The organism is Sorangium sp. So ce426, from assembly GCF_051475585.1.
Classification (GTDB): Bacteria; Myxococcota_A; Polyangia; order Polyangiales; family Polyangiaceae; genus Sorangium; species Sorangium cellulosum_B.
In genome coordinates, this window is the sequence record NZ_CP150341.1 from 3,203,241 (window position 1) to 3,215,069 (window position 11,829).

Annotated in this window: 7 protein-coding genes and 2 pseudogenes; 6 read left to right on the forward strand and 3 right to left on the reverse strand. The window is 71.0% G+C overall.

What is annotated here, in order from left to right:
- Positions 1-140: 140 nt before the first annotated feature.
- A complete protein-coding gene (locus tag WMF44_RS12265; protein ID WP_437299313.1) occupies positions 141-1,034 on the reverse strand; it encodes a calcium-binding EGF-like domain-containing protein in 894 nt (297 codons plus the stop codon).
- Positions 1,035-1,562: 528 nt separating this feature from the next.
- Positions 1,563-2,378: a helix-turn-helix domain-containing protein gene (locus WMF44_RS12270; protein ID WP_437299314.1), complete on the reverse strand. Its 816-nt coding sequence runs from the start codon at positions 2,376-2,378 to the stop codon at positions 1,563-1,565.
- A 387-nt stretch (positions 2,379-2,765) separates the two neighbouring features.
- Between WMF44_RS12270 and WMF44_RS12275 the strand changes: the two genes are divergently transcribed.
- From WMF44_RS12275 to WMF44_RS12300, 6 genes and pseudogenes are all read left to right on the forward strand, one after another.
- Positions 2,766-4,007: a methyltransferase gene (locus WMF44_RS12275; RefSeq protein WP_437299315.1), complete on the forward strand. Its 1,242-nt coding sequence runs from the start codon at positions 2,766-2,768 to the stop codon at positions 4,005-4,007.
- 262 nt (positions 4,008-4,269) lie between these two features.
- Complete coding sequence (locus WMF44_RS12280; RefSeq protein WP_437299316.1) at positions 4,270-5,220, forward strand: ABC transporter substrate-binding protein; 951 nt, start codon at positions 4,270-4,272, stop codon at positions 5,218-5,220.
- 37 nt (positions 5,221-5,257) lie between these two features.
- Positions 5,258-5,482: pseudogene (locus WMF44_RS12285) on the forward strand (3,4-dihydroxy-2-butanone-4-phosphate synthase); the annotation flags it as partial.
- A gap of 266 nt (positions 5,483-5,748) precedes the next feature.
- A pseudogene (locus WMF44_RS12290) lies at positions 5,749-5,877 on the forward strand (bleomycin resistance protein); the annotation flags it as partial.
- Between the two features lie 281 nt (positions 5,878-6,158).
- Entirely contained in the window at positions 6,159-6,392 is a 234-nt protein-coding gene (locus tag WMF44_RS12295; RefSeq protein ID WP_437299317.1) for a hypothetical protein, read from the forward strand.
- Entirely contained in the window at positions 6,389-8,848 is a 2,460-nt protein-coding gene (locus WMF44_RS12300; RefSeq protein ID WP_437299318.1) for an SGNH/GDSL hydrolase family protein, read from the forward strand. The genes WMF44_RS12295 and WMF44_RS12300 overlap by 4 nt, the downstream gene beginning before the upstream one ends.
- 118 nt (positions 8,849-8,966) lie before the next feature.
- On the opposite strand, the gene WMF44_RS12305 is transcribed toward WMF44_RS12300, so the two are convergent.
- On the reverse strand, positions 8,967-11,825 hold the full coding sequence (locus WMF44_RS12305; protein ID WP_437299319.1) for a TonB-dependent receptor domain-containing protein: 2,859 nt from the start codon (positions 11,823-11,825) through the stop codon (positions 8,967-8,969).
- Positions 11,826-11,829: the final 4 nt, after the last annotated feature.

Below are 11,829 nucleotides of genomic sequence, written 5' to 3' on the forward strand. Positions count from 1 at the left end.
CGATGAGCCCACCTCGCTGGCGCGACGTAGGGCACTCTCGGCGCTCTAGCCCCTGGTTGCTCCTTGATTCACCGTCTTGCCGGAGCCGTCACGGGGCAACCGCGAGCCTCTGCAGACGCCGCCCTGGGCTGTCGCCCAGCTCAGGGGCAGCTGCCGGCGAAGCTCAGGAAGCTCTGTACGCAGGCGTCCGCCTGATCTTGGCTGGTGAGCGGCATGGTGGTGAGGGTGTTGGCCACCGACACGTATCCGCACTGGTCGGGCTCCGGGCCGAACTGGCCATTGACAGCGAACTCGACGAAGGGGCCCTCGTGGCCATTGTCTTCACTCTTCAGATAGTAGTAGATGCTGCCGGGGCCCATGGAACCCGAGTAGTTGATGCACTTGACGGGGGGGGTGGGGGGACCCCACCCGGGCATGCCATCACACGGGCACGTCGGCCCCGTGGGCTGGCAGGTGCCGCTCTCGCAGGTGAAGCCCGACCCGCACGAACCGCAGTCGAGCGTCTCGCCGCAGCCATCGGCCATCGAGCCGCAGGTCGCTCCCTGAGCGGTGCAGGTGGTGGCGACGCAGACGGGCGTCTCGCAGTTCGCCCCCGTCCAGTCGGGCGCGCACGTGCAGGTGTACCCGTCGACCTGATCGTTGCACGTGCCGTGGACGCAGGGGCTCGGCGCGCATTCGTCGATGTTGGTCTCGCAGTCCGTCCCCGTCCAGCCGGGCGCGCACGTGCAGGTGTAACCGCTCTCGGTCGCGGCGCAGGCGCCGCCGTTCTGGCAGGGGCTCGGCGCGCATTCGTCGATGCTGGTCTCGCAGCTCGTCCCCGTCCAGCCGGGCGCGCACGTGCAGGTGTAACCGCTCTCGGTCGCGGCGCAGGCGCCGCCGTTCTGGCAGGGGGCCGAGGCGCAGGGGTCGGTGGCCTCCCCGCTTTCGTCGCCGTCGGCCGCGGAGGGGCCGGCGCTGGTACAGCCCGCGAGCAGCAGGGTGGAGAGAGCCGGGATCGTCAGAGAGTGGAGAAGTGAGCCTGCAAGAGACCGCATGGGTGGTCATCCTTTCAATGTTGTGCTTGCGCTGGCTGGAGAAGGGTCGGGCCGGTCTGTTCAAGTTTGATGCCAGTGCCGAATCGGCGCTTTCGGAGGTGATGTTGACGCAGGCCCCTGCATGGCATTCGGTGTGTGCGCGCCGCCAGCTCCCGTCGCCCAGGTCCAGTCGCGCGCCGCCGCCTGCTGCTGCTGCTGTCTGAATGCCTCACCTGCGGAGATCACGACGCACCGCCGTGACCGACCGCGGCGACCCTGCCGAGTTCGATGAGGGAGCGATCTTCCACCATAGGTTCAGGCGAGGATGCAACAGCGACGAGCTCGTCCGTGCGTTTGTCTTGCCGTTCATGGACAGCTCGCTGCCGTTTCTGGACAGGCGCCATCGTTCGCGCGCGCGAGAGATGGCGATCTGCGCGATACGTCGAGGTCGAGCCCGACGACCGGTACGCCATGGTGAGCTGTGGGCGGCTGGCCCGGGGTGGTGTTGTCGCCGGAGTTGTGGCTCGTGGGGGCCAGCGCTCGTGACGTTCAGGGCCGGCGCCGCGGCCGGAGGAGCGGTAAGCCCGCGGCCGCGCGCCCCGCGGACAGCGTCTCGGAGGGGCTCTCGCCGAACCGGCGCTTGTATTCGACGCTGAACCGCCCCGGGTTGCCGAGCCCGAGCGCGGCCACGGCGCCCGCGACCGACGTGCCGGCCGAGGGCTCGGCCAGCTGGCGGCGCGCGAGCTCGAACCGGCGCCGCCGCAGGAAATCCATCGGCGGTATTCCCCGGCTCGCCACGAAGGCTGCTCGCAGGGACCGCTCCGGCACGCCCGCCGCGGCGACGATGTCGGCCAGCGCGATGGGCTCCGCGGCGTGCGCGGCCATGTACTCTTCAGCCTTGCGGACGCACGCCGGGGCCACGCGCGGCTGCGGTGCATCGAGGATCTCCGATAGGCTGTGCCGGGTGTGTACCAGGAGGCTCGTGAAGAGAGCACCACGCAGCGCAGCGAGCAGCATTGGCGAGGCCCAAGACTGCGCTATCTGGCGGCGGAAGAGCTGCGCGACCTCGTGGACCGTGCTGCCCGGTCCGTCCTCGATGTCGAGCGCCGTACCGAACAGGATCGGGCCGCGCAGCGCAGCGCCCGTGAGCGTGGTGAAGTGGGCGTCGAGCGCTCCGCGGTCGATCACGAGGGTCCGCCCGTGAAACGCCCCGCTGACATCGAGCGAGCAGGATCGCCCTGGTGAAAACAGCGCGGCGCGCCGGCCCGGCAATGTAAATTGTGGTGAGCCAGCCAGGTAGATCCGGCGGCTCCCGTGCCCCTCGCGGGGTCTCCAGAAGCGTGCAGGTGGCGAATCCGCCCGCACGCAGCGTAGGCGGTCGTCGGAGCCGTAGCGCGACGCGATGCCGGGAATGCCGAGGGCCGTCTCGATGCCTGGTTGTCGTCTGCCCGGATCGTCGAATGTCCGGTTTCCAAACGGAGGCCGCGGGCGCGCGGCATGAACACCACATGACCCACGCCAGGCGCTCGATCGAGCCGCTGGTCCCCGCGGGTCCTGCGCCGGCGCGGCGCTCGCCGCGCTCGCGCCGTACTGCGCCTGGATCTCGCGCGCGAGCCGGCGCAGGAACTGGGTAGAAAGGCGAGTTTCAGCTCAGCCAACCCGGGACGCAGGGCCTCCGCCCGGCGGCGCGCCCGAGGCGCCTTCCTGGCGCGGCGCGGATCCGGTAGTCCTCGCCCTGCCTCCGGTCCGCGCATGCCCCCATCGACCACGCCTCCCTCCGTCGCCCAGCGCCTCGCGCGCGCCCTCGAGGTGCTCGTGCCGGCGCTCGACATCGTCGATGCGCGGGTCGACGAGGGCGCGCCGCCGGCCTGGTGCGAGGCGCGGGGCTGGACGGGCTTCCTGCTGGCGCTCTCCGACGCCGAGCTCGCCCGCTGCGAGGCCGAGGGGCTCGCCGCGTGCGTCGACGGCCTCGAGGGCGCGCCCCCGAGCCTCGTGGCCCTGGCGCGGGCCGCGGACGAGGCGGCCAGGCTGCCTCGGCGGCCGGTCGAGCGGCTCCCGCCGGCGTCGCTGGACGAGCTGCGGGCGGTGCCGGCGCGCAAGCGGCTCCAGCTGGAGGCCCTGCTCGGCGCCGTGGCGCCCATGGCCGCCCGCGCCCGCCGCCTCGTCGACGTGGGGGCGGGGCACGGCCACTTCACCCGCCTGGCCGCCGCGCGCTTCGATCGCGATGCGGTCGGCCTGGAGCGCGAGCCCGACCGCGTGGCCACGGCCTCGGCGCTGGCCGCCGGGGGGCGGGCGCGCTTCGTGGCGTTCGACGCCTTCGAGCAGGCGCTGGCGTTCGGTCCGGACGACCTGGCGGTCGGCCTTCACGCCTGCGGCGAGCTCGGGGACCGCACGGTGACGGCGGCGGCCGAGGCGCCCTGCGACCTGGCGCTCGTCTCGTGCTGCCTGCAGAAGATCGGCGCGCCGGCCCGCGCCCCGCTCTCGGCCGCGGCCAGGGCGGCGGGGCTCGTCCTTCGGCGCGAGGCGCTGGGGCTCACCAACCTGACGGCGCGCCCGGCGGGGGTCGAGGCCAGCCTGGACGAGGAGCTCCTGGCCCGCGAGCGGCGGCACGCGCTGCTGTCGCTGCTCCGCGGCCGCGGGCTCGACGTCGCCCTGGGCGAGGAGATGCGCGGGATCAACCGGCGGCGAGCGCACGGCGGGCTGCGCGAGCTCGCGGCGAGGGCGCTCGCGCTGCGGGGCCTCGGCCCGGCGACGGAGGCCGAGCTCCGCGAGCGCGAGGTCGCGGCGCGCGCGGCGTTCGGCCAGATGCGCCGGCTCACGCTGCCGCGCGCGCTCCTGGCCCGGCTCACGGAGGTCGCGGTCGCGCTGGATCGCGCGAGTGCCCTCGGCGAGCGAGGGCACGAGGTCGAGGCGGCGATCGTGTTCGAGCCCGAGGTGACGCCGAGGAACGTCGCGATCTTCGCGAGCGCCCGGCCGGGAGGGCTCGGCGGCTGACGCGGCCTTGCAGCGGCGGCCTCCGCCATGGGCCGCTCGCCAGCAGCCCTGCGGATCGGGTGCTTCCCTGGCAACAGCGCCTCGCTGCAGCCCCTTGATTCCAGGCGTTTCATGGAATGGCACGCACGGTGCACATCGCGGCGCCATGCAAAGACGTCAGTTCTTGGGAGGCGCCGCAGCAGCGGTGTCGGCAGCGCTTCTGGCAGGCAGGGCCCGGGCCGCCGGGCCCAGTGTGATCCGCGTCGGGGTACCCGGCGTCGGCGTGGCCAATCGCCCCGTCACCGGGGGAAGCTACTTCTCCCTCTTGCACCTCAAGGGGACCCTGGCCGAGGAGTTCAAGAAGGACGGCATCGAGGTGAAGTGGAACTTCTTCCGCGGCGCCGGCCCCGCCGTGAACGAGGCGGTCGCGAACAACCTGCTCGACATCTGGACCCACGGTCACCTGCCTTCCGTGGTCGGCCGGGCGAGCGGCCTCAAGACGCGGCTCCTGGCCAGCGCAAGCCGGCGCGGACACGCCTACCTCGTGGTGCCCGCCGACTCGCCGATCACCGGCGTCCGGGATCTGCGCGGCAAGAAGGTGGCTTTCCAGAAGGGCACGGCCTCGCAGCTGTCCGCGAACCGGATCCTCGAGGGCCACGGGCTGAGCGAGAGGGACATCCGGTCCATCAGCATGGATGCCTCCACCGCGAAGGCGGCGATCGCCACGAAGGACATCGACGCGGTGTTCGGCGGCACGGATTATCTCTCGCTGCGCGACCAGGGGATCGCGAAGATCGTCTACACGACGAAGGGGGATTCCCCGACCTACCCGAGCAACTCAGGCATCATCGCGCGGGAGGACTTCATCAACGACTACCCCGACGTCGTGCAGAAGATCATCACGCTCGCGGTGAAATCAGCGGCGTGGGTCGCCGACGAGAAGAACCGCACGCAAGCCTTCCAGCTCTGGTCGAAGTCCGGCACGCCCTTCGCGAACTACAAGGAAGCGCAGCAGGGCGAGGACATGAAGCAGAACGCCAGCCCGCTGCTCGACGAGTACGCCATCGCCCGGTACAAGTCGGCGGTCGCCGACTCGAAGAAGTACGGCCTGATCAGGAGCACGTTCGAGGTCGAGCCCTGGACCGATCGGCGCTTCCTCAACCGGGCGCTGAAGGACGCCGGACTCGAGCGCTTCTGGGCCGAGTGGGACGCGAACGGCAAGCCGAAGGGCTGACGGCGCCGGCTCCGGCCCGCTGAGCGAAGAGGGATCCATGGCTGTTTCGACATCCACGTTGCGTGTTCAGGCTGCCGTCGAGCAGCTCCGGTCCGGTGGCATGGTGATCCTCGTCGACGACGAGGCGCGCGAGGACGAGGGAGATCTCGTCGTCCTGGCGGAACATGCGACGCCGGCCGCCATCAATTTCATGGCGACCCACGGCCGGGGGCTGATCTGCCTCGCCCTCACCGAAGATCAGGTGGACCGCCTCGCGCTGCCGACAAACGGGTTGAAACCACGAGAAAAAGCAGGAATTCCACAGGGAGACGGGGAGGCGGGGAGCGAGAGACGGCAAGAGGGAGAAATTCATTCTTTTTTCTTCCTCCCCGCCTCCCCGCCTCCCTGTGAAAATTCTCCGGGTTTCAACGTGCTCGGTGTTCTAGGCTCTGCCCGATGAACCGCGACTCCGCTAGATCCATCGGTCGATCTCGCGCGGAACGACCATGAGCGGAGCGCGTGCGCGCAGGCGGCTTCCAGATCGTGATCCCCTTCGAGGAGAGGTGGCACCGCGAGGGCGACACGGAGCTCGGCAACCGCCAGTTCGTCGTCGCCGACCCCGACGGCTATCTCCTGCGGTTCTTTCCCGACCTGGGCCAGCGCCCTCTGCGCTCTTGATCGCTCTCTCCGCGTGTCAGAAATCCGGCCATGGATCTGTCGCGCGAGCGAAGAGAGATTGCGCTGCGGGGTTCGACGTGGACCAGGAGGAGGCGGACGACATGGCCACGCGCCATTGGGGTCGTGGCGCCGAACCTGAGCAAGGGTGGCCCTCCGCCCCCGCGCGCTCGGGAGGCCCCTCCATCGCCGCCTCCGCCGACCCCCGCCACGCCGGCGCCCCGGCATCGGACGCCTGACGGGCGACCTCGACAGGATTGGCACTGTATAGTAGACAACGTGCCATGGCAGATCCTGATTCAATCGGTGTGCCGCCGGATGGGGAGGAGTTCGAGCTCCCCGATCCCATCCCGGCGGAGGGTGTCGATGCTCGATGTCGCGCGATCGAGATCGTCGAAGGTCCGCAGCTCGGAGCCCTGGCGGTCATCACCGAGGGGCCCGCGGGAGCGACGCGCGCGTGGACCAACGTCGGCCCGGGCTGGGAGCACGGCTGTCAGCTCGCGCGGAGCGACACATGAGCCTCGCGTACCCGGCCGGGCTGCACGTGGATAGGAACTCGCTCGGCCCCGGGCGACTCGAGTCGATGGCCTGGCACGTGGAGCGGCCGCACCTGGCCCCGCGGTGCCTGCCCCTGGCGGGGGTCGACGCCGACGGGCAACGCAGCCTGATCTGGGTGAACCACGACCAGGCCGCGCCGGACGGCGCGATGAAGGAGCGCTGGTTCGCGGTCCCGTCCGAGGTCCCCGCGGTGCGCCTCGAGCTCGACAGGGTGTCGCTCCCGTCCGGGGTCGGGAGCTCCGGCGCGTTCCAGCTCCAGATCCTGGACGCGGCGGGCTCCTCCGTCCTGTTGTCGGCGTCGTTCACGCCCACGAGCACCCCGACGGACTGCATCACGCCATCGCTCGCGGTCACCGCGGGGCTGTCGTACCGCGCGCGGGTCGTCGTTCGCAGCGGCGCGACGCAGGCCACGTTCCTGTGCGGCAGGCTCCGCATTCGCCCGGTGGGCGCCACGGGGGTCCTCTACCCCGACTTCTACCGTCTGGACGTGCACCCGGCGCTGCTCCACGGCTCCAGTGAGGCGGGGTACGAAAAGCTCACCGCCTGGCGCAACCCTCGACATCTCCAGATGTCCAACCTGGCGTATTACGCGCTGTCCACCGACGCCGACGTCCTTGACGTCGAGTATTACGACACGGTGAACCGGCGAAACGGAAACCGGTCGTATCCGTCCGTCTGGGCCGACGGCGAGCCCATCGATCCGGTGCTCCCCGTGGCGTGGAACTCGACCACGTTCAGCAGGGTGAGCGTTCCGGCCGCACGCAGCGCCGTGCCGCGCAAGATCAGAGTCTATTCTGGTCCTCAGATGGCATCCCCGTACACGGCGTCGCTGGTCGCCGTCCGTGGCGAGAACATCGGCGTTTTCCCTGGTGGGATCTACGTGCCAGCCGCATCGAACTTCGAGGTCACACCTCCCCCGGCTCGCGTGATCATCGCCATCGTCGATTCGAAGGGCGCGGGCGCGTACACCGCGTTCTCTGGCATGACGTCGTGGCAGCTCCAGATGCAGCGCAAGGGCCTCGAGTTCATGACCCATGGCAGCGGTGGGGATGGCCTCGTGCATCTTACCGGGACGGCGACGCCTTCCGTCGCCGCGTGCCGCGCGCTCGCCAGAAAGATCCTGGCGCACCGTCCCGACGAGGTGATCGTCCAGATCGGAAGGAACGACTTCGCCAACCAGAAAACGACGGCCGCGAACGTGGTCCAGTTCAAGGTGGACCTCGCGAACGCGATCAAAGAGGCCGATCCGCGCGTGGTGGTGCGCGCCATGACCTACACGCGCGAGGTGACCGAGAACGACGTCGCCGGCACGTCCTGGGACGCGCAGCGCGACGCGGAGGCGGCGGCGGTCGCCGCGCTCGCTCCGTGGGGCGAGGTGATCCATGCCGATTCCGCGTGGACGTCGGAGGCGGCGGCCGCGCACAACGCGGCGGACACCATTCATCCCAACGAAAAGGGGCAGGAGAAGATGACGGCGATATGCGCCGGGGACGCCTTCCCGTTCAGCCCGATCCATCTTCCGGGGCTCTTTACCTGGGTCAAAGCTGGGTTTGACCTCCCCGGTGGGGCCGTGACCGGGACGCCCGCCGGGTTCGGCCCCTCACCGCCTGCCCTGACCGCTGCCGGCACGTCGACGGTCACCGGCTTGCTGCATGTCGAGGTGGTCCTGGGGGGGCCGCGCGGCACCGCGAGGTTCGACTGGAGCATTCACGGCGGTGGCGTGTGGGCAGAGAACAATGTCCTGGTGCCGTCGAGCGGCGTTGTCGCGCTCGGTACGACCGGGATCACGCTCACGTTCCCTTCTGCCACGTACAGCAACCTGCATTACTGGAGGTTGCCGCTCGGGATCGGCCAGGCCGTCGACCGGAGCGGGAACTCGAGACACTGGACGATCCAGTACCCAGGGAGCCCCGCGGCCTTCGAGATCGACGGCCTCAACCACGCGCCGGCAATCTCGTTTTCTAACATCCTGCAACAGTATCGCCTGAACGGGATTTCTCTCGCCGCGCCTTATGCCCTGTTCGCCGTGTTCAAGAAGAATTCCACGGCGCTCGGCGCCATCATCGGGAGGACGAACGCTGGCTCAGGGGCGCTGTTCTACAACAACACGGCCACCTCGTTGGCCTTCAGCGACGGCGCTGTGACCCGGCAGGTGACCGGGTATAACCCGCTCGTGGCGCACGCCGTGGGCGTGATCGTGAATGGAGCCAGCTCAGCGATCCTCATCGACGGCGCTTCGACCACGGTGTCGCTGAACAACGTGACGGTGACCGGGCTCACGCTCGGCGGAGACAGCCAGAGCAGCTTCCCGCATGACGGCACCCTCCTCGAGGCGCTCGCGGTCTCCGGCGTCCCCTCGGCGAGCGCGGTTAGGAACCTGTTCCGCCGCTTCCGGCACGATTACGGCACCCCGTAACGGCGGCGCCTGGCAGACCGACCGTTCGCTCGTCTCCGCGTGGCTCGAGCGTGTCCGCGTGGTCGGCATCTCCGGGCCGCCTGAGACCCGCGCGCAGCAGCACGCTGGACGCGCGGAGCTATGGATAACTGACGGTGATCTCGGCGAGGAAGGTCCTGCCGTTCTGCCGGCTCGTGGCCGAGAGGTAGCTCTCCGCGGCCGGGTAGTCGTACCGCGTGTCCATCGCGTTGTAGATGCCGATCACATAGCGGCTGTGGAAGCGCTGGAGCTCCCCGGACACCGTGAGGTCCGCGACGATCGCGCCCGCTGTCTCGTCGGCCGAGCTGCGGCCGATGCGCCGGGGCGCCTCCAGGTTGATCCGGAGCCCCGCGGCGGCGAGCCGCTCCACCACCGGGACGACGCCGCGAAACGACGCGAGGTGCTCCGGTGCGTTGATCAGCCGCTCGCCGCGCCTGAGCTCGCCGCGCTGGTAGCCGTACGTCGCCGCGAGCATCCAGCCCTGGCGCCACTCGCGGCGGAGCTCGACGTCACACCCCGCCACGAACGCGTCTCGACGGCTGTTCACGTAGCGCACGACGCCGGGCTCGCCGGGCCTGTCCTCTTCGGAGGTGATCCGGTCCGACAGCTTGCTCGCGTGAACGGCGCCGAGCGCTGTCCAGTCGTCGCCGACGCGCTGCGAGTACTCGATCTCGGCGGAAGCGATGGACTCCGGCTTGAGCACGAGGCCCCGCGCGGGGTCGACGGCGGGCACCTGCGTCTTGCCGTCGGTGTAGAACTGCTCGGAGATGCTCGGGGCGCGGAAGGCGCGCCCGCCCATGATCTTCAGGACCCCGCCCGGCGCGGGCCGGAGGATGACCGCGGCGCGCGGCACCACGATCGGCGCGAACGTGCTGTAGACGTCGAGGCGCGCGCCCCACGAGAGGCGGACCCACGGCGCGGGCGAGCTGTCGAGGATGAGGTAGCCGGCGCCGAAGCGGTACGGCACGGGCTTCGTGTGCGCGCGGCCGTCCGCGAGCACGCTGCTCAGCGTCGCCTCGGGGTGCGCCTGCACCTCGCCGCCGCCGGTGACCCTCAGCCAGGGGAGCGGCGTCCACGCCGCCCTGAGCTCGCCGCCCAGCCAGGTGCCGTGCTGCTGCTCGAAGATCGTCCCCTCGTCGAACGCGTAGGCGCCGTGCCAGACGAAGCGGTTCACGTGGGCGCGCGCCATGAGCTGCAGGTCGGGCGTGAGCCGCGGCTCGAACCGCACCTCGGCCATCATGTGCGCGTCCTCGTAGCTCGTCCCGAGGTCGTTGAGCCGCGTGCCCACGTAGCCGATCGGGACGAGCTGCTCGCGCGCGTGGTACATCCACTGCGCCGTGAACGGCCCGTACCAGGCGCGCCCGGACGTGCCGCCGGCCCGGAAGGTCTCGGCGCGCTCGGCGATCTGCACGCGCGGGCCCTCGCCCGGGTCCCGCAGCGCCACCGGGACGTCGAACCCGTCGGAGCGCGCCCCGGAGACGCTCGCCTGCACGCCCGCGTCCCTGCGGGCGTTGTAGTGGAACCCGGCGCGCGCGTGGCCCACGCCGTCGTAGTAGGTGCCGGCCGCCGCGTGCGCGCTCGTGGGCTCGTCGCGCCCGCGCGGGACGAGGTTGACGATGCCCGAGAGCGCGCCCGTGCCGTAGAGCAGCGAGCCAGGGCCGCGGACGACCTCGATGTGATCCACGTCGTGGAGGTCGTCGCGCGCGTCGGAGCCCACGAACGAGGCGTTCAGCACGTTGTCGTTCGTCGAGTGGCCGTCGGAGAGGACGAGGAGCCGGTTGCCGTAGTCGAGCGGCTCGCCGAGCCCGCGGATCCCGGCCGAGTAGACGACGCGATCGTTCGAGAGGTAGATGCCGCGCGTGCCGCGCAGCGCCTCGGCGATGGTCGGGTACCCGAAGGCGCGCAGCTCGTGCTGCTCGATGACGCTGATGGATGCGGGCGCGTCCTCCAGGCGCTCGACGACGCGCGAGGCCGACGACACCTCCCGGAGCGGCGCCAGCGTGACGTCGCGCAGCTCCGCCTGCTGGCCGGCCGTCACCTCGATCGTCCGCTCGACGGGCGCGAAGCCCCGCAGGCTCACGCGGACGCGGCGCCGGCCCACGGGGACGCCCTGGATCACCGACGGCGTGAAGCCCATGGGGCGGCCGTCGATCTCGACGAGGGCGTCGGGCTCGTCGGCGCGCACGAGGATCGAGCCGGTGAGCGGGCTGAGCGTCGCCGTGATCGGCACCGTCTCGTGCGCGGCGACGGTCAGCGGCTGCGGCGCCGCCTCGAAGCCCGGGCGCGAGAAATGGAGCACGTGGCGGCCCGGCGGCAGGTCGAGATCGCACGGGGCGGTGCAGGCGGCCGGCGCGCCGTCGTGGTCGACGCGCACGGTGGCCTCGCTCGCGCCGCGCACGTCGACCCGCACGGTGCCCACGATGCGGCGGAGCACGATGAGGACCTCCTTGCTCTGCCCCAGCTTCACCGGCACGTCGTCCACGGCCACGGGCTCGTAGCCCGCGAGCTCGACGAGGATCCGGTAGCGCCCCTCGGACATGGCGAGCCGGCGCGGCGCCGTGCCGCGCGCGCCGAGGTCCTTGCGATCGACGTAGATCCTGGCCCCCGGCGGCGACGTGACGATCTGGAGCACGGCCACGCGCGGCGCGATCCGCTGGAGCGCGGCCTGGAGCTCGGCGACGACCTCCGGGTCGGCCTCGCCCTCGAGCGCGTCGTCGTAGTACCGGTGCGCGTCCGCGAAGCGGCCCAGCTCCTCGTAGGTGAGCGCGATGTTGAAGACGACGTTGCGGTTCGGCACGAGCCGGTTCGACGCGAGGAAGTGCTCGAGGGCGGCCTGGAACTGCCCCTGCTTGTAGAGATCGCGGCCCAGGTCGAAATGGAGGTCGGCCTCGTCGGCCTGGCCCTCGCCGTCGGCGCGGGCGGCGGGGGCCTGGAGCATGGCGCCCGCGAGGAGGGGCACCGCG